At 37.6% G+C, this 26,408-nt stretch carries 24 protein-coding genes and 1 other annotated feature; of the genes, 5 read left to right on the top strand and 19 right to left on the bottom strand.

Annotated features, from left to right (window positions below; genetic code table 11):
* Positions 1–81: 81 nt before the first annotated feature.
* From rny to ezrA, 16 genes are all read right to left on the bottom strand, one after another.
* Positions 82–1,638, bottom strand: a complete 1,557-nt coding sequence (gene rny, locus AC6UD6_RS06310; protein ID WP_500696083.1) for a ribonuclease Y — start codon at positions 1,636–1,638, stop codon at positions 82–84.
* Between the two features lie 139 nt (positions 1,639–1,777).
* Entirely contained in the window at positions 1,778–3,016 is a 1,239-nt protein-coding gene (locus AC6UD6_RS06305) for a competence/damage-inducible protein A (RefSeq protein WP_500696082.1), read from the bottom strand.
* Positions 3,017–3,039: 23 nt separating this feature from the next.
* The gene (gene pgsA, locus AC6UD6_RS06300; RefSeq protein ID WP_500696081.1) at positions 3,040–3,621 is read right to left on the bottom strand and encodes a CDP-diacylglycerol--glycerol-3-phosphate 3-phosphatidyltransferase; all 582 of its coding nucleotides are present in this window, start codon (positions 3,619–3,621) and stop codon (positions 3,040–3,042) included.
* A gap of 73 nt (positions 3,622–3,694) precedes the next feature.
* Complete coding sequence (locus AC6UD6_RS06295; RefSeq protein ID WP_500694380.1) at positions 3,695–4,660, bottom strand: helix-turn-helix domain-containing protein; 966 nt, start codon at positions 4,658–4,660, stop codon at positions 3,695–3,697.
* 71 nt (positions 4,661–4,731) lie between these two features.
* On the bottom strand, positions 4,732–6,018 hold the full coding sequence (yfmH, locus tag AC6UD6_RS06290) for an EF-P 5-aminopentanol modification-associated protein YfmH (RefSeq protein ID WP_500696080.1): 1,287 nt from the start codon (positions 6,016–6,018) through the stop codon (positions 4,732–4,734).
* Positions 6,011–7,273 carry an EF-P 5-aminopentanol modification-associated protein YfmF gene (gene yfmF, locus AC6UD6_RS06285; protein WP_500696079.1) on the bottom strand — a complete coding sequence of 421 codons (1,263 nt, stop codon included), beginning with the start codon at positions 7,271–7,273 and terminating at the stop codon, positions 6,011–6,013. The genes yfmH and yfmF overlap by 8 nt, the downstream gene beginning before the upstream one ends.
* A gap of 67 nt (positions 7,274–7,340) precedes the next feature.
* Positions 7,341–8,144, bottom strand: coding sequence for a septum site-determining protein MinD (gene minD / locus AC6UD6_RS06280; RefSeq protein WP_500694377.1), 804 nt, complete (start codon positions 8,142–8,144; stop codon positions 7,341–7,343).
* A complete protein-coding gene (locus AC6UD6_RS06275; RefSeq protein WP_500696078.1) occupies positions 8,144–8,824 on the bottom strand; it encodes a septum site-determining protein MinC in 681 nt (226 codons plus the stop codon). Before AC6UD6_RS06275 ends, minD begins: the two co-directional genes overlap by 1 nt.
* Positions 8,825–8,842: 18 nt before the next feature.
* On the bottom strand, positions 8,843–9,391 hold the full coding sequence (mreD, locus tag AC6UD6_RS06270) for a rod shape-determining protein MreD (RefSeq protein WP_500696077.1): 549 nt from the start codon (positions 9,389–9,391) through the stop codon (positions 8,843–8,845).
* Positions 9,375–10,223 (bottom strand): rod shape-determining protein MreC, encoded by an 849-nt coding sequence (gene mreC, locus AC6UD6_RS06265; RefSeq protein ID WP_500696076.1) that lies wholly within the window; start codon positions 10,221–10,223, stop codon positions 9,375–9,377. Before mreC ends, mreD begins: the two co-directional genes overlap by 17 nt.
* A gap of 59 nt (positions 10,224–10,282) precedes the next feature.
* The gene (locus AC6UD6_RS06260) at positions 10,283–11,287 is read right to left on the bottom strand and encodes a rod shape-determining protein (RefSeq protein ID WP_500694426.1); all 1,005 of its coding nucleotides are present in this window, start codon (positions 11,285–11,287) and stop codon (positions 10,283–10,285) included.
* 107 nt (positions 11,288–11,394) lie between these two features.
* Positions 11,395–12,735, bottom strand: coding sequence for a bifunctional folylpolyglutamate synthase/dihydrofolate synthase (locus AC6UD6_RS06255; RefSeq protein ID WP_500696074.1), 1,341 nt, complete (start codon positions 12,733–12,735; stop codon positions 11,395–11,397).
* Positions 12,736–12,787: 52 nt separating this feature from the next.
* Positions 12,788–15,454: a valine--tRNA ligase gene (locus AC6UD6_RS06250; RefSeq protein ID WP_500696073.1), complete on the bottom strand. Its 2,667-nt coding sequence runs from the start codon at positions 15,452–15,454 to the stop codon at positions 12,788–12,790.
* Positions 15,455–15,490: 36 nt separating this feature from the next.
* Positions 15,491–15,694: a binding site (T-box leader), on the bottom strand.
* A 42-nt stretch (positions 15,695–15,736) separates the two neighbouring features.
* Positions 15,737–16,960 (bottom strand): tRNA uracil 4-sulfurtransferase ThiI, encoded by a 1,224-nt coding sequence (gene thiI, locus AC6UD6_RS06245; RefSeq protein ID WP_500696072.1) that lies wholly within the window; start codon positions 16,958–16,960, stop codon positions 15,737–15,739.
* Positions 16,961–16,993: 33 nt separating this feature from the next.
* On the bottom strand, positions 16,994–18,139 hold the full coding sequence (locus AC6UD6_RS06240; protein ID WP_500696071.1) for a cysteine desulfurase family protein: 1,146 nt from the start codon (positions 18,137–18,139) through the stop codon (positions 16,994–16,996).
* Positions 18,140–18,252: 113 nt separating this feature from the next.
* The gene (gene ezrA / locus AC6UD6_RS06235; protein ID WP_500696070.1) at positions 18,253–19,971 is read right to left on the bottom strand and encodes a septation ring formation regulator EzrA; all 1,719 of its coding nucleotides are present in this window, start codon (positions 19,969–19,971) and stop codon (positions 18,253–18,255) included.
* Between the two features lie 330 nt (positions 19,972–20,301).
* On the opposite strand from ezrA, the gene rpsD reads away from it, so the two are divergent.
* From rpsD to AC6UD6_RS06210, 5 genes are all read left to right on the top strand, one after another.
* Positions 20,302–20,907: a 30S ribosomal protein S4 gene (gene rpsD, locus AC6UD6_RS06230; RefSeq protein ID WP_039144319.1), complete on the top strand. Its 606-nt coding sequence runs from the start codon at positions 20,302–20,304 to the stop codon at positions 20,905–20,907.
* Between the two features lie 108 nt (positions 20,908–21,015).
* Entirely contained in the window at positions 21,016–21,474 is a 459-nt protein-coding gene (locus tag AC6UD6_RS06225; RefSeq protein WP_500696069.1) for a YueI family protein, read from the top strand.
* A 14-nt stretch (positions 21,475–21,488) separates the two neighbouring features.
* A complete protein-coding gene (locus tag AC6UD6_RS06220) occupies positions 21,489–22,772 on the top strand; it encodes a replication-associated recombination protein A (protein ID WP_500696068.1) in 1,284 nt (427 codons plus the stop codon).
* A 6-nt stretch (positions 22,773–22,778) separates the two neighbouring features.
* Entirely contained in the window at positions 22,779–23,063 is a 285-nt protein-coding gene (locus tag AC6UD6_RS06215; protein ID WP_500696067.1) for a hypothetical protein, read from the top strand.
* A gap of 68 nt (positions 23,064–23,131) precedes the next feature.
* On the top strand, positions 23,132–23,623 hold the full coding sequence (locus AC6UD6_RS06210; protein ID WP_500694366.1) for a universal stress protein: 492 nt from the start codon (positions 23,132–23,134) through the stop codon (positions 23,621–23,623).
* Between the two features lie 20 nt (positions 23,624–23,643).
* Here the strand turns inward: AC6UD6_RS06210 and AC6UD6_RS06205 are convergent, their stop codons facing one another.
* The 3 genes from AC6UD6_RS06205 to AC6UD6_RS06195 form a co-directional block, all read right to left on the bottom strand.
* Entirely contained in the window at positions 23,644–24,513 is an 870-nt protein-coding gene (locus AC6UD6_RS06205; RefSeq protein ID WP_500696065.1) for a helix-turn-helix domain-containing protein, read from the bottom strand.
* A 37-nt stretch (positions 24,514–24,550) separates the two neighbouring features.
* Complete coding sequence (locus AC6UD6_RS06200; protein WP_500696064.1) at positions 24,551–25,129, bottom strand: DNA-3-methyladenine glycosylase I; 579 nt, start codon at positions 25,127–25,129, stop codon at positions 24,551–24,553.
* Between the two features lie 80 nt (positions 25,130–25,209).
* Positions 25,210–26,346: a D-alanine--D-alanine ligase family protein gene (locus AC6UD6_RS06195; protein ID WP_500694363.1), complete on the bottom strand. Its 1,137-nt coding sequence runs from the start codon at positions 26,344–26,346 to the stop codon at positions 25,210–25,212.
* Positions 26,347–26,408: the final 62 nt, after the last annotated feature.

Genomic DNA, 26,408 nt, shown 5'->3' with positions numbered 1-26,408 from the left:
CCGCTCTCCATCTTCTACTGTAATACCCTTATTTTACACTGATAAATCAAAATAAAAAAGACCAGGATAATCTCTGATCTTTTACTTGGCATATTCAACTGAGCGGACTTCCCGAATCACATCTACCTTGACATGACCAGGATGATTCATTTCCTTTTCAATCTTATCTTTAATATCTCTGGCAAGTACAATTGCTTCTGTGTCAGAAATCTTTTCGGGTTTGGCAATCACTCTAATTTCGCGACCCGCCTGAACTGCATAACTCTTGGAAACCTCGTCAAAACTATTACTAATTTTTTCAAGTTTATCTAAACGATGAACGAAGCTTTCAAGTGAATCACTCTTTGCACCAGGTCGTGCCATTGAAATCTTATCGGCAACATCAACTAATTCTGAAATCATATAATGTGGCTCACTTTTTTGACCACCTAATTGAATTGTATCAATTACTTCTGGGCTCTCACCATATTTCTTTGCAATATCAATCCCAGCATCAACATATGAAACATCAGTTCCACTATTTGACGACAGACCAATCTCACGCAACAATCCCGCTCTTTTCGCTAATGTAACATCTTCACCTAACTCAGCAGCAAACACTCCCGCCAATTTTGCTACTTGAATGGAGCGTGATAAAACATTTTGTCCATATGAAATTTTATATTTCAATTGACCAATTAATTTAATCAAATCAGGGTTCATTGAATGAATCCCTAAATCAAAGACAACGTTTTCCCCAGTCTCTTGAATTTGAGCATCGAGTTCTTTTTTACTCTTCTCAACCATTTCTTCAATACGTGCTGGATGAATCCTTCCGTCTTTAATCAACTTTTCAAGTGCCATTTTGGCGACTTCACGTCGAACCGGATTAAAACCACTTAAAACCACCGCATTGGGAGTGTCATCAATAATTAGATCAATCCCAGTCAATGATTCAAAGGTTCTAATGTTTCGACCCTCACGTCCAATGATTCTACCTTTCATATCATCATTGGGTAAAGTTACTACAGACACAGTAGTCTCTGAGACAATATCAGCAGAACTCTGTTGAAGTGCTTCAACAATCAAGTTTTTAGCATCCTTAGCAGAAGCTTCTTTAGCAGCATCGTAACTCTCTTTAATCATTTGAGCACGGGTATCAGCCAATTCTTGCTTAGTCTCATCAATTACCATCGTACGAGCTTCCTCTTTAGTTAAATTAGAAACTCTGGCAACTTCCTGTTGCCGTTTTTCAATAAGTGAATCTGCTTTTTGTTGTTTCTTTGTCAGTTCTTGCTTTTCTTTTTCAAGTTTTTCTTCTTGCCGTTCCAAAGAATTATCACGTTTCTCAAACGCACTATCCTTTCGATCAAGCGTTTCTTCACGTTTCAACAAACGATCTTCTTGTTTTTGAACTTCAAGACGACGCTTTTTCAACTCTTTTTCTACTTGAAGTCGATAAGCATTCCCCTTCTCTTTTGCCTCTAAACTAGCTTCTTTAAGCGAGTTCTCAGCTTGCTTTTCAGCATCAGAAAGGATATCTTTTGCGCTTTCATGAGCAGCATCTAACTTCTTCTCAGATACCTGCTTATAGGTGAACTGACCAATCAAAAAACCAACAACGACAGCGATAACAGCGGAAACAACTGTAACTATCATTTACATATGCCTCCGTATCACTAATAAAAAATTTATTTAAATAACTAGCATAAACGTTATTCACTTCTTAATTCTAAAGTTTAGAAAAATTAGTGTCAACTAGTATGTACAAAATAGGAGAACCAATATCCTCCTATTTTCACTTTAAATTATCATAAATCATTTTAAGACCGCATTTTGTAGCGTAATCACGAATTTCATTTCGATCCTTGCCAAAATTAAATTCACGGGTCTTAACCTCACCATCAGGTAATGAAATTCCTACCCAGAAATTCCCAGCAGGATGTCCTTCCAATTCATCAGGTCCAGCAACTCCAGTAAAAGAAACCGAAACGTCAGTATTGAGAATTGCTTTCGAATTTTTAGCCATCCAAACAGCCGTCTCAGATGAAACCACTCCATGCTTATCAATCACTTCGCTTGGAATGTGCAAGACATCCTCTTTCACTTTAACCGAATAAGTCACAAATCCACCTGGGAAAACCTCAGAGACACCTGAGACATCACCAAGCCGACTCTGAAACATCCCAGCAGTAAGTGATTCTGCCGCAGTGATCGACAATGCTTTCTTTTTAAGGATATTAACAGCTACTTTAGCCAATGAGTTATCATCACCAAAACCATAGAAATATTTCCCTACAATTGAGTTTACTTTAAAGATCATTTCATCAATTAAATGATCGACATCTGATTTTTTCTTTCCACTCGCAGTAATTCTTAGGGTAACTTCATTTCGCTTGGCGTACGTTGCTAAAGTTGGATTCGTTTGATGAGAAATCAAGGGCTTTAATTGGTCCTCAAGTTCTGTTTCACCAATTCCAAAGAAACGCATTACTTTGGAAGCAATAACGGGATTACCACTAGCTAATTTAGTTAAAATTGGAAGTGCATATTTAGTAAACATGTGTTGCATCTCAACTGGTGGTCCCGGTAAAACCAAGTAATCACAGTTTTTAGTTCTTAAAAACATACCAACAGCAAAACCATTATCATTTGGTAATACAGTCGAACCATGGATATATTCAGCTTGAATATCAGCATTTTGAGGCTTTTCCATTGGATAATTTTTATGAAAATGATTAATTTTTTCCAGTGCTTTTTGATTAGTATCTAACCCAAGACCCAAATGCTTAGCTAGCACAATCTTAGTAATGTCATCTTCGGTAGGACCTAACCCGCCTGTCAAAACCACTAAGTTACTTCGACTTTCAGCAAGCTTTATAACAGCTTCTAACCGTTTGTAATTATCTCCAACGGTGTCTTGAAAGTAAACATCAATTCCTAAATTTGCCAGATGACGCGCAATAAAGGGCGCACTGGTGTCAGTAATTTCACCAAGGAGAATTTCCGTCCCAACTGATATTATTTCAGCATTCATCAAACCACTCCTAACTGTATTAATTAAAATGAATCAGAAAAAACTTTTCGGTTCTTGTAAAAGTACTCAATACCAGAGTAAATGGTAAAGAATAAGCAGATGTATAAACAGATTTGGCCCATCGGAAGATTAATGTTATTAAATAATACATTATTTAATAACAGAATAATAATCGCAATCATCTGGAAAAAGGTTTTAATCTTGCCTGGCCACGCAGCCGCAACAACTTCACCATCATTTTCAACAACAATTAAACGTAAACCAGTCACGGCTAATTCACGACAAACAATGATAGCCGCAATCCAACTAGCAACACTGCCAAGACCAACTAAGACAATGAAGGCACACATTACCAACATCTTATCCGCTAACGGGTCAGCGAATTTCCCAAAATTAGTCACTAGGTGTTGTCTTCTCGCAATTTGACCATCCAAAAAGTCCGTTAACGCTGCCACAATGAATACCACTGTAGCTAAAACCTGTGTAACTGGAATCATGGTTCCCACGATCATCACGCTGCCAAGATCCATTGGCACAACCAGTAAAATTAAAAATATTGGTATTAAAATTATTCTAAATAAAGTTAATTTATTTGGTAAGTTCAAAAGTTTATCCTCCTGAGGTTAAACGCTAAAATAACGACCTGCTATCTTTAACAGATCGTTATTTAGGTTTGGGTTAAAGTTTATTTGTAATTTTAAAAGTGACATTTCTAACTTGAGCATTCCCATTGTTAGCGGGCTTCTCTAAATTAGCTTTTTGACCGTTAATCGTGATGTCAGTAGCGGGGGCATTGCCGAGGTTAACGTTAAATTCTTTCGTGTTAGCAGGAATGGTGACATCATGAGTCTGGTTGGGATTTAAAGTTCCCTGCCAAACCTGTGATCCATTAACCGAAACAGCTGACCAAGACTTAGCATTTCCCTTTAAAGTGACCTTTGTTTCTTTTTCATTGGTTTTAACATTGTACTCGTTCTCATTAGCACCCTTAGCAATCTGGGTTCCTTGGTTATTCTGATTCTTTGTTTTGGCCTCTTTGGCCTTATCCTGAGCGGCCTTCTTCGAACGCGAGCTGGCCATCGAACTTGAACTATCCGAAGATACGGAAACAGACGTTGTACTTGAAGTAGTATCTGAATTGTGATGAGCTAACTTTCCGGCTCCAACCCAGATGACGCCAATGATAATAATCACAATGACCACAATTCCAACAATCGGAATTAGTTTCTTCACACCAGATCCTGAAGGGCCTGATTCTGGACTCGTTGAGTGATGTCTAACAGAACGTTGTTTGGGCATCTCAGACTGAACTGGTTGAGGATTTTCCTTAATGTTATTTTGACCCTCACCGTTATCGTCCTCAGAAGAGCCAAACTTTTCTCCACCAGGAAGCTCGGAGTCATATTTTTGAATAAACTCGCTTCCGTTTAAACCAACTGCATCTGCAAACTGTTTAACAAAAGCACGAACGTAAAAATCACCGGGCAGTGCCTTAAAGTCATCTTGTTCAATTGCTTCTAAATAACGTTTTTGAATTTTAGTTTTCTTTTGAACGTCATCAATTGAAATTCCTGAGTCAACTCTAGCCTTACGCAATAATTGACCAATGTTTACACTTTTTTGATTTTTTTCTTCTTTATCCATATGTAAAACCCCATCGTTTTAGATTTCATTGTCAGTATATCACAACGCGTTACCTTAAAAAAAGATATACATTAGGAAATAACCTTCAAAGTTGTTTTATTAAAGTCAAAGAATTTACTAGCAAAATCAATTACCTCATGAACGGAAAGTTGGTTTAAGATTTGAATTTCATCAAAAAGATTGGTATATCCATTTAGTGGATCTCCCATTTGATTCGCAATAGCCGAGTTGGAATTCATAAGTGAAATATACTGTCCAATTTCTTCTCGTTTAATTAGGTTAAAAATCTTAGACAATTTTGCGTCGTCATTTAATCCATTCTTAATTTCACGTTCAACGGCTTTTCGAAACTCTTCTGGACGATTTGAATCCTCTACAAAGATCACAAATTGATAACCATCTTCTAGATCAAAATCATAACCAAACGAATCATTTATGATCTCCTTGGAATAGAGTTTTTGATATGGCTCAGCATCTTCAGAAAAAATCATCGACAAAAACAATCCCAGTGATAATTCGTTTTTAGTGAATTGGACCCCACTACTAATCTCGTCAGGTCCTCTAAATCCAACCGCAACTTTCCCTCTTGTCAAATTCATAGTAGTATGCTCATCTGATATAATCGAGCTTTTCTTAATGGCATCGTTCGTTTGCCGCTTCAAGGTTAAAATCTCAGATTGACTAATTGAGGGAATGGTTCTTTCAAGTCTTTCAATCCTTTCAATCGCATCACTCTCGTTGACATTTCCAACGAGCATTAAATCCATATTGTTTGGAACATAATACTGGTTATACATTGCATACAAGTCTTCTGTCGTAATTTTGGCAATTGAATCAATTGTGCCCGCAATATCATGATCAAGTGGAGAGTTATGATACATATTTCCGATCGTATCAAAATAAATTCTAGAACCGGGATCATCTTGATACATCATAATTTCCTGTCCAATGATGCCCTGCTCTTTTTGAACTTTTTTTTCGTCAAAATACGGATGCTGAACCAAATCAACTAAAACATCTAAATTATCACCAACATGATTAGTTGTATTGAAAAGATAACTGGTTTGATCAAAACTCGTAAACGCATTTGAATCCGATCCAAATTTGCCAAACTGATCACTTGAATCATAATTTTGTTTATCAAACATTTTATGTTCCAAAAAATGAGCAATTCCGAGCGGCATCTTTCGGGATCGTTTATTTTCCAAAATCAAATTATTAATTGCACCAAAATGAACGTTTAAAATGCCGTAGGTCGAATGAAAGCCTGGCTTAGAGTCAATAAATACTTTCATTCCGTTATCTAATTGATAGCGGTAAACCGTTTCATTTAGCTTGTCATACTTAATTTCAACCATTATTAATTCCTTCCAATAAAAATTTAGCCCGCAATTTAAACTTCGAAGCTACTTGACTTACATCGTCACTGGTAACCCCTCTAGCTCTATTAATCCATTGACTGGAGCTCAAATCGATCCCATATAGTTCATTAATAAAATCACCATTAAGTGTTTGGCGTTGGCTATCAAATTTAGAATAATATCCATCAATCAATGCTGATTTAATGTCTAAAAATCGCTGATCCGAATACTCTTGTTTCTGAATTAAACTAACTTGCTCATCAATTAACTGGCTAACTTGATCCACGTCCCCCGCGTTAATGCCACTTTCAATTAACACATACCCCAAAGTAGAATTATAATTACTCGAAATGTAATATGCTAAGCTATGTTTTTCACGAATATTGTGAAACATTAATGATTGTTGGGCTCCCCCAAGCAAAGCATTAAAAACAATTGCTGCGTAATAGTCATCATCATTTACGAAAATAGGAAAATCAAAAGCTAAATCAAACTTGGATTGTTCTCCATTAATTTTTTCAACCTGAGTCCTGATCGGTAAGGAGCTAAAATTGCGATTCATTGACTCATTAAATTCCCTTCTGGATAAAAACGGCAGATGCGTCTCAATCATCTGAGTTTGTTTCTCCGAGAGATCGCCTAAAATCGAAATATAAATCTCATCGTTTTTAAGAAGGCTTTCCCACTCTTTTACAACAGCCTCATTTTCTAAGTTTTTAATTTGCTCCTGATTTCCAATGATTGAATTGGCATAATTGGGTTGGTCGGAAAAGTAAAGCTCTCGAGCTCTCTTCGCTGCATAATAACGATGGTCATCATTAAGAGAATCTAGATACTGAATTAAATTTTTTCGTTGAATTTCAAATTGTTCATTGACGTAATGTTCACCATCAAGGTTGGGATGAAAAATAACTTCTGAAAGAAAAGTCAACGCATCGTCAAAAACATCAGAATTATCCAACGTAAATTCGTCATTAACAAAGCTCATAACCACTCTCAACACACTGCGATTGCCAACTTTAAACACATTCGTGCCAAAACTGGCACCAAATAGTTCGGAAAGTCTTCTAGCCAACTTTAATTTTGAATCGTACTTGTGACTATAATTTTCCATCATTTCAGAAACCATGGTTCTAGCAGAATAATCTGCATAGTTTAACGGGGCAACAAAGTCAATTGTGATCGCTGTTGTTTTGAATTTATTACTCTCATGAACATTTAAATGAACCCCATTTGTGATTGTTTTTTTCAAACTAATTCCTCCAAAATAAAAAGTTCCCATAGAAAGAATTCTAAGAGAACTTTATCAATTAGTATAACTAATTCTTTGTAAATACGTGTTTGAATTTAGACCAAAACCCTTTTTTCTGTGGCTTAATTTTCATCAATGGAACGGTTTCTCCAAGCAAGCGTCGTGCGATGTTACGATAAGCCGTTGATGCAGGATCATCAGTGTCTAAAACTACTGGTTCGCCATGATTTGAAGTAGTAATCACCTTATCATCATCAACTACAACTCCAAGTAAACTAATTCCCAGGTGATGAGTAATTTCGTCAACATCCATCACATCGCCATTGTCCATCATACTTGGTCGAACTCGATTAATAACCAACCTTGGAGCTTCTTTTAAAGGATGCTTTCCTAATAGCCCTACAATTCGATCTGCATCTCGAACCGCAGAAATTTCCGGTGTGGTAACCACAATGGCACTATCTGCTCCGGCAACGGAATTGAGAAACCCTTGTTCAATTCCTGCTGGACAATCAATCAACACGAAATCAAACTGTGGCTTTAATTCATCAACAATATCTTTAACTTGGTCCTCTTTTAAGGCCGATTTATCTGTATTTTGAGCGGCTGGTAATAAGTATAAATTATCGTCAAAGCGTTTATCCTTTACCAATGCTTTTTGCAGTGGAACCCGTCCATTGGCAACGTCAACGATGTCATACATAATTCGATTATCTAGTCCAAGAACGACGTCAAGGTTTCTAAGGCCGATATCCAAATCCATCAAACAGACGCGCTTCCCCATTAAGGCTAAAGCAGTCCCGATGTTAGCTGAGGTAGTTGTCTTACCAACTCCACCCTTTCCAGAGGTAATAACGATTGCTTTTCCCATTATTCGGTTCCTCCTATTCGATTATAAAACTTCGGACTAATGTCTTTAATCTGATCTAAATTGCCATACTCGATAGTATGTAAGTCATTAATGTAAATAACAGTACGGCTGTTTTCAGAAATTCTATTCTTATTATCGCTGACGATATCAAACTGTTCTCCGATCCGAACCTGCTGGGCATCGTTTAAGTTGCCAATTACAATGGCCTCTTCATCGTTCGGAAATCCAGCGTGCACAATTCCTCTCACATATCCTAAATTATAAACGTTACCGCCCGCAAGTAATTTACCTCCCTCATGAATGGCACCAAAAAAAAGGACGTCGCCCTTGGCTGTAATCTCTTCACCATTTCTGATGGTTCTCCCAATGACGGAAACCTTATTTAAGTCCCGGATTCGGTATGCTTCTGATGTAGTAACTACATCAGCCATAAATCGCCTGATACTCATCCTTGGATATTTAGAAACAATCTCTCTTAACGTTTGCTTTTGCACTCCAGTGAGAATCCGATTCCCGGTAAAAACATCAAAAGAAAATTGTTTAGCATTCCCTAATTCTTTTCCACTACTAAGTTGTTCCATCAAGTTCTTGAATTCATTAATGTCACTATCAAAACTACTGGTATCAGAAATATTAATTTCATAACCATTTTGAGTACCCTTTAAAACTACATTTTCCATACAGTCAATGCTCCTAGTTTAACTAAAATAATTGAAAAGTCCCCTGATTGGGAGATACAGAATTACAAATAAGATCAGGTTCAACACTAACGTTGGCCCTAAAGTATAAATCAATAACTGTACACCACTAAGAGAGGCAATATGTGCAATTCGGTCACCTAAGTAGCTCAAAATAAATACCACCAAAACATCCCCAACATAAAGTAAAGATGAAGTGACCATGTTTTCACGCACAAATTTTAAAACCATTCGATTAATATAAACCACCAGCGGAAATGCAAACGTAAAGATTCCAATAATTCCAACGTAATAAATATCATAAACGATTCCAATTCCTAAGGCCCACCAGCCCATGTGTAATTTCTCATGGCGCGCAAAAAGAGTGGCCATTACCAACCACAATAAGGTTAAGTAAGGTACCATTGAAAATTTGCCAAAAAGTACTGGTGAAAAAAGTTTAGAAATCGTTCCTTCCAGTAGAAATGAAATGACCAACCCAATTGGATATAAGAACTTTAACCGGGAAGGACGTCTCATTGGACTTCCTCTTCTAATCCTTCTTGCCAATTACGGTCACCGCCTCAATATCATCCATGTTTGCAGCTGGTTTAATGTTGACTTTTTCAGAAATACCATCACTATTTTGTTTAGTTCCAACAACTTTTCCGACATAAAGTCCCTTAGGAGTCACGCCACCAAGACCATTAGTCATAACTTTCGTCCCAGTCTTGATCTTGTCTTGATTAGTAACACTTCCCATTACCAACTCATTAGTATCACGATTATAACCGTCAATTAATCCATTAACGACTTTCTTTTCTCCTTGAACCTGAACCGCAAAACGACTAGCAGTATCACTTTTGTCGGTGATTAGTTCGACTTTACTGTTGGTCTTATTAACTTCAGCAACCCGACCAACTAATCCAGAATTAACAATTACAGACATGTTCTTTTGAACTCCTGCAGCCGATCCCTTATTAATGATCAGTTGATTTTGCCATGAGGATGGCGTCCGAGTAATTACGCTAGCATTAATCGCCTTGTAGTCCGTGGGAGTCCCCTTGATATTTAACTGTTGTCTTAATTTTTCATTTTCATTTTCCAGTGCTTGATTTTTAACTTGAGTTTGAGCTAATTGTTCAACCTGACCCTTTAAATGATTATTTTCCTGATAAGTATTTAACAAATTATCAGTGGCACCAAACAATGAGCCAACGCCATTGGCAGGAATACTAACAATTCGATCGCCAAATCCAACAACATCATTTCCAACTTGTTGAATCAATGGAGGAGTAGCACGATTTTTTCGCACTGCCACTGACCCACTAATCAAACCTAAGCCAATAATTAAGCAAACGACAATGATTACTAGCTTTCGACTTGAAAAAAACTTGTGCATAATAATCCTCCGTACGTGCTTAAAATAAATAAGCGGGAATTCATCCCCGCTTATCCAATTTATTTTCTATTCATTGCCTCAATACTTTTAAGCGATTCACCGGTTCCAATTGCTACACAATCCATCGGATCTTTGGCAATTGTCACAGGAACTTGAGTGGCATCTGATACTACTTCTGGGAGATTTTTGAGTAGAGCACCGCCACCGGTAAGAACAATTCCATGATCAATCACATCAGCAGAAATTTCAGGAGATGTCTCTTCTAGAGTTTCTTTAATCGTAGTGATAATCTCAAGAATGTCTTCGTGCATTGCAGAAGCCACATCCTCCGCAGTTACTTCAACTGACTTAGGAAGGCCGGTCAATAAGTCTCTTCCACGAACGGTTTCATCATTCATGTCCTTTGCGGCACCAATTGATGCAGAACCAATGGTGCATTTCAAATGTTCTGCAGTTGGTTCACCAATTAGCACATTATAATTTTTTCTGATAAAGGTAACGATCACTTCGTTCAACTTATCACCAGCCATTCTCACCGAACGTGATGATACGATCCCACCAAGAGAAATAGTAGCGACGTCGGTAGTTCCACCACCAATGTCAACAACCATGCTTCCAGTTGGATCCATAACTGGTAGACCGGCACCAATTGCAGCAGCAAATGGTTCTTCGATTACATAAGCATCCTTTGCTCCAGCAACTCGAGTAGCATCAATTACGGCACGCTTTTCCACAGCAGTGATACCACTTGGAACACAAACCATTACATAAGGCTTACCACCGTGGCTTCCCAATGCTTTATCGATATAATATTTCATCATGGTCACAGTAGTATCATAATCAGCAATTACACCGTCTTTCATTGGACGAATAGCTTCAATGCTGGCAGGCGTTCTACCAATCATAGATTCGGCTTGTTGACCAACAGCAACAATCTCGCCAGTTTTTGTATTTTTAGCAACCACAGAGGGTTCTCGTAAAACGATTCCTTTTCCATCAACATAAACAATGGTATTAGCGGTTCCTAAATCGATTCCGATGTTTTTTGTACCTAATCCGAACAATTTATTCATCCCTTCAATTTTAAGTTTTAATTTTTAAGTAATTACTTTGATAAGACTAGTATATCATACTGCATTTATATCAGTCAGAAATATAAGGCCAAAATTAGTTACTTAAGTTTTTCTTCATTTTCTTTAATATATTTTCTAACTTCCGAGATAAATAACAGCGATCCAGTAACCAAAATTAACTGATTATCATTTTTACTGTCACGGACCTTTTTTACCGATTTGTTCAGTGCTTTATGCCAATCGCTAACTAATGAAACATTGGAAAAGTTATTGATATCAAGTTTAGAAAAGTCAGCACTTGCTCGCTTTTCTCCCGCAGAAAACCGTGTCAAAATAACGTCACTATTAGACAAAGACTTAACAATTTTTAGCATTTCTGGATACTGTTTGTCAGCGAAAACCCCCATCACAATTGTAAGATGAGAATTCCTCCACTTACTACTTCTAAAACGAAGCGACGACAAAAGGCTCTGAATTGCTGGGACATTATGTGCCCCATCAATCATAATCGTGGGATCATGATTAATTACTTCCATCCTTCCAATCCATTTTGTTGAGCTGACTCCCGTCTTGACCGAAGAAATCATGGATGGTTCTGTCATGTTTAAATATTTGAACGCATAAACCAAGAAAGCTTCAATCGCAATTGCAGCATCTTCCATTTCAAAGCTTCCAATTTGTTTCATTGAAATGTCATCAATGTTCAAATAATCACTTAAAAAATTAAAACGATTTTGATTTACCGGCACGAATTGATAATCACGCTTTAATTCCCAAATTGGACTATCTAATTGATTTGCTGCTCGTTCAATCACCTTTCTCGGACCTGCTTTGATCCCTCCAATCACACAGAGACGATTTTGGCGAATAATTCCAGCCTTATTATCCGCAATTTCTTCTTCAGAGTCACCAAGCAGTGTCATGTGATCCATCCCAATGGTAGTAATAATTGACATTTTCGAATTAACCACGTTGGTGGAATCGGACCTTCCTCCAATTCCGGCCTCTACAATCACAATGTCAACCGGATGCTTACGGAAATAGATGAACATCATAGCGCAAATGATTTCAAACTCAGAGGGACCTAAATCAGGATCATTTTTATCAATTTCATCGACAACCGGTTTAATTTCACGCACCAACTCTAAAATTTCATCATCTGAAATTGGTTGATTATTCACACTGATCCGCTCGTTGAACTTAATCATAAATGGTGAAGTAAAGGTTCCAACTGAGAGTCCAGAAGCCATTAACATGTTACTCAAATAGGCAACACACGATCCTTTTCCATTAGTCCCTGCCACATGAATGCAGTTTAACGTTTTTTCTGGACAGCCTAATTTCTTCATAAAGTGAGCCATCCGCTTTGTAGGTGGTTCTTTTTTAATTCGTGGTCTACCGTGGATATACTTTAATGCTGCACTGTAACTATCAATCACCCTTACCACTCCTCTAAAAAGAAAGCTCAGCCGTTTAGCTGAGCCTCGTCTTTTATTTATTTAAAGCATCAATCACATCTTTAAGTCGAATTTTAACGGCTTTCAGTTTAGTCTCATTGTCGGCTTGCTTTTCCTTTTGCTCGTTGACAACTGCCTCCGGAGCATTGTCTAAAAACTTTTTATTAGCTAGTTTCTTCTGTGCTCGTTTGACTTCTGATTCAAATTTTTGGACTTCTTTTTGTAGCCGTTCTTTTTCATCATTGAGGTCAACCAGTTCATCCAGTGGGATGCTGATCTCAGCATCAGTAATTACCGATGTCATAGCCAATTTAGGAATATTAATGTCAGAACCAATCTCTAACTTATCAGGGTGACCAAATCGTTCAATGTAGTCACTGTTATCTTCTAGTACCCTTTTCAAATCGGAATTCTTAGTTTTAACTAGAATGTCAACTGGACTAGATAGTGGTGCATTAACCTCCGAACGGATATTTCTGACCGCTTTAATAACGTCAATCAGATGATTCATATTTGATTCTGCTTTTTTATCATCAAACTCATCATGAGTTACTGGATACTCAGCTACCACCAATGATTCATCAACGTGCGGCATTGAAAGCCAAATTTTTTCAGTAACAAATGGCATAACTGGTTGGAGTAATCGCAAGATTTGATCCAAAACATACGCTAGGATATTTCGCGTGTTTTGTTTGGCTTTTTCATCTGAGCCAGTCAAAATTTCCTTACTCATTTCAATGTACCAATCACAAAAATCATTCCAAATAAAATCATAAAGTGAACGGTTGGCTTCACCAAAGTTAAACTTGTCATATTCTTCGGTAACATGCTTAACAACAGAGTTTAATTTCGAAAGAATCCATCGATCGGATAAATTCCATTCTGATTGAGCTGGTAACTCTGGTTTAGACATGTCACCTAAATTCATGATGACATAACGACTGGCATTCCAAATCTTATTGACAAAATTCCAGGCTGATTCGACCTTACTATAACTAAACTTCATGTCCTGTCCAGGCGTTGTTCCAGTTGAAAGGCACCATCTCAAGGCATCGGCTCCGTACTGATCAATAACATCCATTGGATCAATCCCGTTACCTAAAGACTTACTCATCTTAACCCCATGTTCATCACGGATTAAACCATGTAACAGCACGTTTTTAAATGGACGCTTACCGGTAAAATGTAAACTTTGAAAAATCATTCTTGAGATCCAGAAGAACACCAGATCATAACCAGTTACAAGCGTGTTGGTAGGAAAATAACGTTGATAATCTTTTGAGTCAGTATCAGGCCAACCAAGGGTTGTAAATGGCCATAAAGCTGATGAAAACCAGGTATCCAACACGTCTGGATCTTGCGTCCAGTTTTCGGGATCCTTAGGAGCGTTTTCGCCAACGTAAATCTTGCCAGTCTCATTATTGTACCAGGCAGGAATCCGATGTCCCCACCATAGTTGCCTTGAAATAACCCAATCATGAACGTTTTCCATCCATTGCATAAAGGTATGCTCAAATCGTTCTGGAATGAAACTAACCGCATCATTGGTCTTTTGATTCTCCATTGCCTTTTTGGCCAATGGTTTCATTTTTACAAACCATTGAGTCGAAAGACGAGCTTCAACCTGAACTCCGGTTCTTTCAGAATGACCAACTGAGTGAACAATGGGATCAATTTTAATCATCAAGCCTTGATCTTCAAGGTCCTTGACCATTGCCTTTCGAGCATCAAAACGATCCATGCCTTCATACTTCCCAGCATTTTCGTTCATCGTAGCGTCTTCATTCATGGTATTAATCCGTTTTAAATCATGTCTGTTCCCAACTTTAAAATCATTAGGATCGTGGGCTGGCGTAATCTTAACCATTCCAGTCCCAAATTCAGGATCAACGTACTGATCGGCAATAATCGGAATGGTCCGATTTACGAGTGGAACAACGACCTCTTTACCCACTAAATCTTTATAACGATCATCACTTGGGTTCACTGCGACAGCAGTATCACCCATCATAGTCTCAGGACGAGTTGTAGCGATTTCAATGTAATTCTTTCCATTAAATTTCGTATCATCAGCAAACGGATACTTAATGTGATAGAAAGCGCCTTTATCATCTTTGTGAATAACTTCAATATCAGATAAAGCAGTCCGAGCCTTTGGATCCCAATTAATAATGTATTCACCACGGTAAATTAACCCTTGATTGTACAGGTCAACAAATACTTTCCTGACGGCTTTTGACAAACCATCATCCAACGTAAAGCGTTCACGACTGTAATCAAGTGATAACCCCAGTTTGGCCCACTGTTTATGGATCGTATCAGCAAAGTCGTCTTTCCATTCCCAAACCTTATCGACAAATTTTTCACGACCTAAATCGTACCGCGAGATTCCCTTCTCGTTAAGCATGGCTTCAACTTTTGCCTGAGTTGCAATCCCAGCATGATCCATCCCAGGAATCCAAACGGTATCATAACCTTGCATCCGTTTCTGTCTAATCAACATGTCTTGAAGAGTAGTATTCCAGGCGTGACCCAAGTGAAGCTTACCGGTCACATTTGGCGGAGGTAAAACAATTGAATATGGTTTTGCCTTTTTATCCCCATTTGGCTTGAAAACATCCTCATCAAGCCATTTCTTATACATCCCTGCTTCAACTGAGTTGGGATCATATTTCGTTGACATATCTACTTCTTTTGCCATTTCTTCACCTCATTTAAAATAAAAAGCATCCGTCCAGAATAGGACGAATGCTCGCGGTACCACCTAAATTGAATTATTGCTAATTCCAACTTAACTAGATAACGGCTAGTACCGATTACATCTTAATTCATTCAACATAACTGCTCACAAGCAACAATGACCATTTTAACGCATGGACTTTCCAGCACGTGCCCACTCTCTGCGCGTCATAACAACCAACCTCTTGATCAAAGCATTTAACATAATAAATATTACTCAATTTATAATCTTTAGTCAATCACATTAAAGTAATTCTGAAAAAACATCTTCATTAGCGTTCAAATAATCATCATTTGGGTGAATCTTACTGATCGTAATACCGTCAATGGCTTCTTTCATTAAACCATCCACGTCAATGTTTCTTTCAAACTTTCTGGCTTTCTCCACGTCCGGCTTCGTTTTCGGTGCTGGTGGGGTAAAGATCGTACAGCAGTCCTCATAAGGAAGAATTGACAAATCATAGGTGTCAATTTGTTCAGCAATCTTAATAATCTCAGTCTTATCCAAAGAAAGCAACGGACGTAGAACTGGCAAATTAGTCACATCATTAATGGCGCGCATACTTTCTAAAGTCTGTGAAGCAACTTGTCCTAACGACTCACCGGTAAATACTCCATCACAATGACGTGCAATGGTAATTGCTGCGGCAATTCTCAACATCATCCGGCGCTGAACCGTCATCAAGTAACCCTCTGGAACTTTTTCTTTAATCTCTTCTTGAATCTTAGCAAATGGGACTTGGATAAAATCAACGGTTCCACCTAATGCCGAAAGCTTCGCCGTGAGGTCTTTAGCTTTTGCTAGCGCTTGTTCACTAGTGTATGGAGGACTGTAGAAATGAATCATATCCAACTTTACCCCACGCTTCATGGCCATGTACGCCGCAACGGGTGAATCAATGCCTCCTGAAAGCATCATGGTACCACGTCCGCCAGTTCCAACTGGTAGTCCTAATGCTCCCTGAATCGTCTCACTTGATAAATAAATGCCAGACATTCTGACATCAATCTGTAAGTTAATGTCAGGTCTTTTCATTTGAGCTTTAATCCCATCCAAATGATCTAAGACATACCCGCCGACCTCATCATTTACTTGATAAGTATTTAGTGGATAATCTTTATTTTGACGATTAGTTGAAATCTTAAATGTTTGACCACTCTGGAATTGATTCGAAATCATTGCGAGTGCCTTTTTCTGAATGTCTTCAATTGGGGTATTTTTTTCCAACTTAACAACTGGTGAAAAAGTCTCAATTCCAAAGACTTTTTTTAGGGCTGCCATCACTGGAGCTGCATCTTGACCATGCAAACTGACATGTAACCGATCCCGCTGGGCGTCAACGGTGACTCCATCAAACTGTTTTAAAACTTGCCTAATGTTATGTCCCAGCTGCCCAATAAAGACCTTGCGATTTTTTCCCTTTGTGGACAGTTCGCCGTAACGAACCATAATCTCACTATACTTCACACCCTCACTCCTTTACTATTCTTTAATGATTATCTAACTTAACTTTTTGAATTCTTCGTACAATTCATCAAATACTTGATTAAACTTATCAGCCTCATCTAAAGTATTTTTGTCTCCTAAGGAGATTCGAACGGCACTGCGAGCGATGCTTGGGTCTACTCCCATAGCATCTAAAGTTCCTGCCGTTTCCTCTTTTTTGGATGAACAAGCGCTCGTAGTAGAAATGTAAATTCCATGTTCTTCAAAGGCATGCACGATCGTTTCACCCTTCACTCCCTCAATTGCAAAGCAAAGAATGTGTGGAGCAAAGTGGTCTGATAAACCGGAGAAAGGATGGACCTTGTTGAACTTAGTAATATGAGCATAAATTCGTTCTCTGATTTTTTGTTCACGTGCAATGCTTTCAGATTCATGATCCGAAATGATTCTGAGTGCTTTAGCCATCCCTGCTATCGCAGGCAAATTCTCAGTCCCGCTCCGTTGTCCTCGTTCTTGTCCACCACCATCCATTAATGGGGCAATCTTACGACCGTTTTTCCCATAGATCAAACCAATTCCTCTGGGAGCATGAAATTTATGCCCAGAAAATGTGACAAAATCAACTCGATCATTGAAAACCAAATCGTGTAGGCCTTTACCAACAGCCTGGACGGCGTCAACATGAAAATGAATTTTGGGATATTGTTTTAAGACATCACTAATTTCATTGATGGGTTCAATGGCGCCCATCTCATTATTAACCGCCATGATTGACACCAAGATAGTATCTGGCCTAATAGCGGATTCTAAATCTTTTGCTGAAACTCGTCCCTCTTTATCAACGGGTAAATAAGTAACGTCAAATCCCAAATCTTCTAAAGCGTGCATTGAATTTTTCACCGCTGCATGTTCAACAGAAGAAGTGATGATATGCTTACCAAATTGATGTTTCTCTTTGGCGGTCCCCTTTATAACCCAATTGTCACCTTCAGTTCCTCCACTAGTAAAGTAGATTTCGTTAGGTTCTACTCCTAAAGTTCTCGCAATTTGATTTCTTGATTGATTCAATAAATTAAACGATTGTTGACCAAAGTTATGAAGACTGGAAGGATTTCCCCAGATCTTTTCACTTACCTGATTATAGGTATCCAAAACCTGACTATCTACTTTAGTCGTCGCACTATTATCAAAGTAAATCATTTGGTACCCTCTCTTTCTAATTCGTCCAAATTACAACAAGATTTATTATACCAGCATTGAAACATAATAAAAACAAGCTGAATTGTTCCAACTCTAATTCAGCTTGTTCGTGCTTACTTTTGATTTTGTGAATCTTGCTTATTTTTGTAATAAGTATTTTCAATTCGCTTGTAGGATCCAGGATTGGCTTTATCAATCGCAGTGGCAATCGTTTCTAAGCTTTCAGGATACTTATATTCATCGTCAAACAGATGCTTAGCTTTTACCAGTGCTTTGTTAATCTCTGGATCAGAATTTCGATAACGATTGGCATATTGCATCACTTGCTCAGCAAGCGATGAGCTATCAATTAAATCATCAGTCTTCTCTTCAAGAGTATCCCGATCTGATTTAATCACGCTTAACTGTTTTTGAACATCATCCATACTAATCTTGACCTTATCCATCGTCCGATTAAGATCTTTAATCTCGTCAGCCACAATGCCAAAGTAGTCAATGTAATCCTGTGATATGCCCGGTAAATTCAACTCATCAATCTTACGCTGAATCCCATGAAGTTCCAAATCAAGATCATCTAAGACCTGATGGGCCTTCTGCTCTTCATCCTTAAAGTCAGCAACCGAATCATTAATGGCCCGTTGTTTCTTTTCAATCTCCGTTAATTGACTATCGCTACTAGTAACGTTGTCAAGGATGTGAGTATAAATGGCTTTCTTGTTGTCAATTGCCTCACGATCTTTTTTATAGGTAGCTTCAATCTCATCAATTTGTTTTCCTAAAGCATTGGCCTTATCAATCTCACCATGTTCTAGTGAGTAATTATGACTGAGTCGATCTAATTCATCGATTAAAACCTGATTTTGTTTTTTGGCGTGTTGGATATATTCTCCGGTGATCTTAAATCCTTTATCAACTTTTTTCTTAGCAATTAATTGCTTTTCCATTAAATCGTAAAGACGATCAATCTTGGTCTCAATCTCACTATCAGAATCCTTGGCCAATTTTAAATCAAGGTGAGCAATATTTTCAAGGTTATCGGAAACGGCTGTTCTTAATTCCTCTAAAGAGACGTCAAATTCATCATCAGCAAATTCATACCCACTTGCATTCATTTTAGAATGCGTTGAGCTAATCTCATCAATTTGATTTTTAAATTCTACATTATTAGTAGCATATAAATGAGGAATTTGTTGCACATCAGCTTCTAACTGATTAGTTGACTTATTTAAATCACCAAGAATTTTATCAGCCTTTTCGTGATCACCATTTTTTGATAGATTAGAAAAATCATCAAAGGTCCCTTCAATCGTCGACAACTGATTTTCAAGCGCATCAATTGCGGGCCCAAAGGAAGCATTCTTAGTAAGCAATTCTTTTCGAAGTTCTTTATAACGACCCTCTAAATCAGTAATGGCCTTCTTATGTTCAGAATTCAGCTGATTCATTTTAGCTAAAAACTGACGAATTACCTTTACATCATCTTCTGAGGTTTTAATTTGTTGTTCCGCATCTGAGCATGCTTCCCGTGTCTTAACAAAGTTAATTCCTTTTGCGTCACTTTTCACCGCTTCGACGTTATTTTTGACGGAAGGAAGTAAGTTATTAGTAACGTTATCAAAATCAGCTTGAGCACTATTAACGCTACTTAATGAATCACCGGTGAGGCCGATATCTTTCACCTTATTAATCTCATCTTGCAGATTCAAATCATTTAGGCGCTTAACGCGTTTTTCAATTGTTTCAGCAATTTTTAATAAATGGTGCTGATACATGACCACGGCACAATAAATTACAGCTACTACAACTAAAATTCCAATAATGACGTTAACCATTAAATACCCGTCCTTCAACAAATTAATTATGTATAAACTTTTCCTCGTTATTAAAGTAATTATATCATAAATGAGAAAAATTTATGATAGCATTCTGAGTTTTTAAGATCATCGACTGCAACGTTGCATTGACTTTTAAGTGCTAATTTCATATAATTGAGCTTGTGTAAAATAATGCAGCAGTATGCGGTAAGCTCGTCAACATGTCCTTGCTACTTGTAGTTTAATTAGTAACCCACTGGCTGCTGAGGCGAAAGTTCAGAGGGATATGCACGAATACTAAGCGTACATCGTTATTTTACTCCAAATATTTTATTGGAGGATTCATTTATGTCAAGATATACAGGTCCAAGTTGGAGAATTTCTCGTCGTCTTGGAGTTTCTTTATCAGGTACTGGTAAAGAATTACAACGTCGTCCATATGCTCCAGGTGTTCACGGCCAAGGTCGTCGTCAAAAACTTTCAGAATATGGTGTTCAATTACGTGAAAAGCAAAAATTACGTTACATGTATGGTTTAACTGAACGTCAATTTTACTCATTGTTTAACCGCTCTGGTAAAATCCGTGAGGGTAAGCATGGTGATAACTTTGAAATTATGCTTGAAAGCCGTTTAGATAATATGGTTTACCGTTTAGGCTTAGCTACCACTAGACGACAAGCTAGACAATTAGTTAACCACGGTCATATTACCGTTGATGGCAAGCGGGTTGATATCCCTTCTTACGAAGTAAAGCCCGGTCAAGTGATCGGTGTTCGTGAAAAGGATAAGGACATGGGCATCATCAAAGAAGCTGTCGAATCAGTTGTGAGCCGCCCTGCTTATGTATCATTTGATGCTGATAAGCTTGAGGGTTCATTGACTAGATATCCACAACCAGATGAATTAAATGCAGACATCGATACTTCATTAGTTGTTGAATACTACAACCGTTAAAATATTGTGTTTGTTAGAGAAAAGGCGATCTCGATTGAGACCGCCTTTTTGTATCTCCAATTTCTTTAATGTTAAAATGTAGTAAATACTCAATAAGGAGCAAATATTATGACAGATGACAAAGGATCAGTTCAAAATCGACTTGATCAAGCAATGAGTGGAAACTCCCCTCAAATTAACCCAGATGAGCAACGAAAATACCTGGGCACTTTTCGAGAACGGGTCGACTTCGCCATTACGATTTCTGAAGATAAAAACCAGGATGCAATCGATCAGTTGAGTGCCGAGATGAAACAACATCCCAGTTACCAACTATTCATTAATGGCAATATAGCTGAAGAACAGCAACAACCATACATGAAGTTAGCTAGCCAAAACAACACTAAGTTCACTTTAAAAAATAACAGTGCTTATGGTACGATGCCTAATCAATATGCCGTGGTCTTAGTTGCCCCTGATGCAATTAATAAAGACCATATTGATTTTGATCCTAGTAAGGTTAACGCCAAACATGACAACGATCAACCTAAAAAACATCAATCATGGTTCTCACGGTTATTTAAGTAGAAAGAAGCTATAGAATGCAAAAGCCCCTCTCCTACAGAATGAGGCCCACTAAAATTGAAGATATTGTTGGCCAACAGGATTTGGTTGGCAAGGGCAAGATTATTGATCGCATGGTAAAAGCTAAAATGCTTTCATCAATGATTTTATATGGTCCACCTGGCACCGGAAAAACCAGCATTGCAAGTGCAATTGCGGGTTCGACTAAATATGCTTTTCGGATGTTAAATGCAGCAACTGATACCAAAAAGGACCTCCAGGCGGTAGCTGAAGAAGCTAAAATGAGTGGAACGGTAGTGTTATTACTAGATGAAATCCATCGGTTAGATAAGACCAAGCAAGATTTTTTGTTACCACTACTAGAAAGTGGGCAAATTATCTTAATCGGGGCAACGACAGAAAATCCGTATATCAATATCAGTCCGGCCATTCGTTCTAGAACAGAAATATTTCAAGTTCATCCATTAACCAGTGATGACATAACCAAAGCCGTTAAGCGGGCACTAGAGGACAAGCAAAATGGCTTAGGTAATCTAAAGATCAAACTTGACCATAACGCTATGAGCTTTTTAGTTCACAGCACCAATGGCGACTTAAGAAGCGCTTTAAACGCTCTAGAATTATCTGCCAAGTCCACTACACCTGACCAAGATGGCGTCATTCACATTACTCTGGCTGATATTGAAGCTTGTTTACAAAAGAAAGCATTGAGTCAAGATAAAAATGGCGACGCTCACTACAACGTGATGTCAGCACTTCAAAAATCAATTCGTGGCTCCGATGTTAACGCATCCCTACACTATGCCTCGAGGTTAATTGAATCAGGGGATTTAAACTCCCTAACAAGAAGATTAATGGTAATTGCGTATGAAGACATTGGGTTAGCTAATCCGGCTGCTGCTTCCAGAACAGTATCGGCAGTGCAAGCTGCTGATAAACTCGGTCTCCCTGAAGGACGGATTCCGCTATCTGATGCCATCATTGATCTTTGTCTTTCACCAAAATCAAATTCAGGAATTACAGCGATTGATAAGGCTTTATCTGACGTAAAAACTGGCAATTACGGAGACATTCCTGATCACTTAAAAGATGCCCATTTCAAGGGTGCCAAAAAACTAGGACACGTCGGTTATAAATACCCACATAATTATCCCAATGATTGGGTTAAACAGCAGTATCTTCCTGACAAAATTAAGAATGCCAAGTACTACCAACCAAAGCTGAACGGTAAATACGAAAGAGCTCTAGCTGATCAATATGAAAAAATCAACGAGGCTGAAAGGCATGTCGGAAAGGAATAATTGTCGATGCTCATAAAAGTTTTAATGTTATTTTTCTCCGTAATTTTAATTATTAACGGAATTTATTTTTTGACCCATGCTCATAAAAGTTTCCTACTGTTTCATCCCGAAAAGTTTACCTCATTAAGCATCATCTTACTCATTAGTGGTGTCATTCTAATTGTGGTAGCAATTTTAGGAATTATTTCAATATTTTTCGATAACACTGTTTTTACTCTGTTAGTCTTATGTGCGGGGTGTTTGTGTGCTGTGATTCCAGAACTATTCATCATTCAATACATGGATAAATAGCCTTTATATCTGACTTTTCAATTAAAAAATACTAGAATTAAGTTAAATAAAACATCGAGGTGGTTTTTATGCTACAAGAATACAATAATATTTTAGTTCCCGTTGATGGTTCATACGAATCCGAGTTGGCTTTTAAAAAGGCCGTTGCCGTTGCCAAACGTAATGATGCTCATTTACACATTGTCCACGTTGTAGACACACGAGCATTTCAAAATATCTCTAGTTTTGATACATCAGTAGTTGAAGAAGTAACTCAAAACGCTAAAAAAACACTCGAACAGTACGCCAGAGAGGCTAAGGATGATGGCGTTAACAAAGTCGATTATTCAATCGAATATGGCGCACCGAAAACAATCATCTCAAAGGAAATTCCAGACAAACTCGATATTGATTTAATCATGATCGGTGCAACCGGGTTAAATGGTGTTGAACGGTTACTAATTGGTTCAGTAACTGAATATGTCACTAGGATGGCGGTCTGTGATGTATTAGTTGTAAGAACAAATCTAAATAATCAAAAAGTTGATCCTAAAAAAGGAAAACAAAAAGTTTCTAAGTAAAACAAAAAATCATTCGATGATTATTTCGAATGATTTTTTGTTTTGGCAATTTTTAATAATTTATCAATCCGCCCGCTATCTCTTACTCCTTTCAAAAGATTGATTTTAATTTGGGTGCTTTCTGCCTTTTCAAACAGTTTTTCTCGTTTATAACTCAAATATTTCAAATTATAAAATGATTTCAAACAATAGAAGGAATACTTGCGTTTTAGGTAAGATATCATAACATTGGATTCAGAAATCACTAGTTGATTATCGTTAGCTACAAATGCGAAAGTGACAATGGCAAGTCCTAACTTAATGACAACATATCGATCAATTGTATTCATTTCTCTTCGATGTAGCAATTGCCCCATCCTCACCAAAGCATCATCCAAATACTTACGAGCCAATTTTTGACATCCCAATCTCCGATATGAGATTGCAATGCCCAAATAACTCCATGCAGTACAAATAAAATTTGTTTTGACGGAACACGAGTCAATCATAGTATGAAAGCATAGGATTACTTCATCTAAAGAAAAACCACAAAATAGTTCCGCAAAACCACGTTCACAATAATATCTTCCTTTGATTTCTCTTGAATCAATATTCTCAACTTTAATTGTTTCAATAATCGTATTAGCTTTCTTGAAATGATAATGAAGTAGAATGCATTCAACTTTCTTCAGTATTTTTTTAGCATAGCAATACTTTTCATCAGAACAAACTTCGTCTAAGTTCAATCCCAATCGGGACACAATTTCTGGAATAATCACCCATTGATTAAAACACCCATCATTTTCAAGCGCACTGATGGTTGACTGAGTACATAGTCCTTTGGCAAGCTCCGACTGCGTCATATGAATATCAATTCGGCGTTTTTTAATTCTCGCTCCAATCTTTTTCAATAGCGCTTTTGAGGGCATTATGACTTCCAATTGCACGTCATCTCCCTTGACGATTCAAAATTTCATCGTGTCTAAAACAATTAACGTTATGATCATTAATGATCCCCGAAGCTTGTAAAAACGAATAGAGTGTTGTGGGTCCAACTCTTTTAAAATGATACATTTGAAAAACCTGATTAAATTTTTTAATCATTGGTTTCATTTCCGAAATATCGATTTGATCATCAATAATTAAATGATCAACGGGGGTATAATTCACCTGCTGCCATAATTGGTCAAAAAAATGAATCCCCTTTCCCTCTAACTCAAAAACAATCTTGGCATTGGTTAAAATGGCATCAAGTTTCGATCGATTTCTAATTCCACGTTTGTCACTCATTGCAGTGTCTTTGATGGTTTCTGCGTGAGTAGACAAATAGTTAAAATCAAAATTATGATAAATGCTATCCAGTCCATCTAACTTCTTCAAAATTAAATTCCACTGAAGTCCTGCTTGCATTATTTCTAGTGACAGTTCTCTAAATAATGCTTTTTCGTCATAATCTGGAACACCCCACACCGTATCATGGTAATTCATTAATCGTGGACTCTTAGTTGCCCAGTTACATCTTTCCATTATTATCACCTCTTATAAGTATATACGAAGAACAATCTTCAAATAAAAAAAGATTATGACTATGTCATAATCTTTTTTTATTATTTATCCTTATATACTTTTTTCTGATCGCCCTTTTGAAGCGGCTTAAAGTCATGCAAAATTTTAGATTGACGGTCAAATTCAGCATAAGCTAGTTCAATCAATTTATCGATTAATTCGGTATAACTAATTCCAGAAGCTTCCCAAAGTTGCGGATACAAAGAAATATTGGTAAAGCCCGGTAATGTGTTAACTTCACTCAAATACGGCTTAAAATCCTTTGAAACAAGAAAATCAATTCGTGCCATTCCCTTTAATCCAAGGGCCTTATAAGCGTCTAATGCCATGTTCGTGATTTGATCATCGACACCATCTGGCAATTCAACTGGAATGGTAAATTGGACCTGACTGGCATCCACGAACTTGTTGTCATAGGTATAGAATTTGTCATCTGCTGGAACTTTAATTGCCCCTAGTTTTGATGCCTTGGGATTTTCATTTCCTAAAATAGAAATTTCGACTTCTTCTGGTCCCTCAATTGCTTCCTCAATCAAAATTTTGTTGTCATAACGAAAAGCATCTTCTAGTCCGCTATCCAATTCCTCTTGATTATGCACCTGATGAATACCGATGGAAGAACCTTGATTGGCTGGTTTGATAAACATTAATGAACCGAGCTTTTTAGATAATTTAGCATAATTCCAATCTTTACGATTATCTGGAGTCAATAAGACGTATTTGGTATTGTTAATGCCTGCTTCATCTAGGATTTTCTTAGTAATATCCTTATCATAAGACATTGCAGAAGCTAAGATTCCACTTCCAACGTAGGGCTTATTCATTAGACGTAATAGCCCCTGAATGGTTCCATCTTCCCCTAAGTTTCCATGAATAATGGGAAAGAAAACGTCAATATCTTTAGCGCTATCGAAATTAATAATGGGAGCTAGCGGATTATTCATGTCGAGATTTAAAATCTCATCTTTTTCCACATCCGTTTCATCTTCACCATCAAATACACGATGTGAAGCATCATCGCTCAAGACGATTCCATCCTTAGTAATTAGGAATAAGCTGACTTCATACTTATCCTTGTCCATCGCATCATAAATATTATGCGCGGATCTTTTTGAGACGTCGTGTTCTGATGAATTACCACCAAATAATAACGCGACGTGCTTCTTATTTTTAGTCATATTCGCACCTCTGTCGTTCATAATAGAACCTTAATTATAACACAAAAATTAACCGGTAAATA

It is taken from the genome of Fructilactobacillus sp. X8R2C1, assembly GCF_059900955.1.
Note: the sequence above shows the minus strand (reverse complement) of the source record. Positions and strands in the feature narration are given on the sequence as shown.

Excerpts from the sequence above, each read along its gene's own strand:
- AC6UD6_RS06240 (WP_500696071.1), bottom strand. The coding sequence starts at position 18,139 with ATGATTTACTTTGATAATAGTGCGACGACTAAAGTAGATAGTCAGGTT.
- AC6UD6_RS06200 (WP_500696064.1), bottom strand. The coding sequence starts at position 25,129 with ATGGAAAGATGTAACTGGGCAACTAAGAGTCCACGATTAATGAATTAC.
- ezrA (WP_500696070.1), bottom strand. The coding sequence starts at position 19,971 with ATGGTTAACGTCATTATTGGAATTTTAGTTGTAGTAGCTGTAATTTAT.
- rny (WP_500696083.1), bottom strand. The coding sequence starts at position 1,638 with ATGATAGTTACAGTTGTTTCCGCTGTTATCGCTGTCGTTGTTGGTTTT.
- minD (WP_500694377.1), bottom strand. The coding sequence starts at position 8,144 with ATGGGAAAAGCAATCGTTATTACCTCTGGAAAGGGTGGAGTTGGTAAG.
- AC6UD6_RS06305 (WP_500696082.1), bottom strand. The coding sequence starts at position 3,016 with ATGAATGCTGAAATAATATCAGTTGGGACGGAAATTCTCCTTGGTGAA.
- AC6UD6_RS06275 (WP_500696078.1), bottom strand. The coding sequence starts at position 8,824 with ATGGAAAATGTAGTTTTAAAGGGTACTCAAAATGGTTATGAAATTAAT.
- yfmH (WP_500696080.1), bottom strand. The coding sequence starts at position 6,018 with ATGGTTGAAATTAAGTATGACAAGCTAAATGAAACGGTTTACCGCTAT.
- AC6UD6_RS06215 (WP_500696067.1), top strand. The coding sequence starts at position 22,779 with ATGCTCATAAAAGTTTTAATGTTATTTTTCTCCGTAATTTTAATTATT.
- mreC (WP_500696076.1), bottom strand. The coding sequence starts at position 10,223 with ATGCACAAGTTTTTTTCAAGTCGAAAGCTAGTAATCATTGTCGTTTGC.
- rpsD (WP_039144319.1), top strand. The coding sequence starts at position 20,302 with ATGTCAAGATATACAGGTCCAAGTTGGAGAATTTCTCGTCGTCTTGGA.
- AC6UD6_RS06210 (WP_500694366.1), top strand. The coding sequence starts at position 23,132 with ATGCTACAAGAATACAATAATATTTTAGTTCCCGTTGATGGTTCATAC.
- AC6UD6_RS06295 (WP_500694380.1), bottom strand. The coding sequence starts at position 4,660 with ATGGATAAAGAAGAAAAAAATCAAAAAAGTGTAAACATTGGTCAATTA.
- AC6UD6_RS06250 (WP_500696073.1), bottom strand. The coding sequence starts at position 15,454 with ATGGCAAAAGAAGTAGATATGTCAACGAAATATGATCCCAACTCAGTT.
- AC6UD6_RS06225 (WP_500696069.1), top strand. The coding sequence starts at position 21,016 with ATGACAGATGACAAAGGATCAGTTCAAAATCGACTTGATCAAGCAATG.
- AC6UD6_RS06195 (WP_500694363.1), bottom strand. The coding sequence starts at position 26,346 with ATGACTAAAAATAAGAAGCACGTCGCGTTATTATTTGGTGGTAATTCA.
- AC6UD6_RS06220 (WP_500696068.1), top strand. The coding sequence starts at position 21,489 with ATGCAAAAGCCCCTCTCCTACAGAATGAGGCCCACTAAAATTGAAGAT.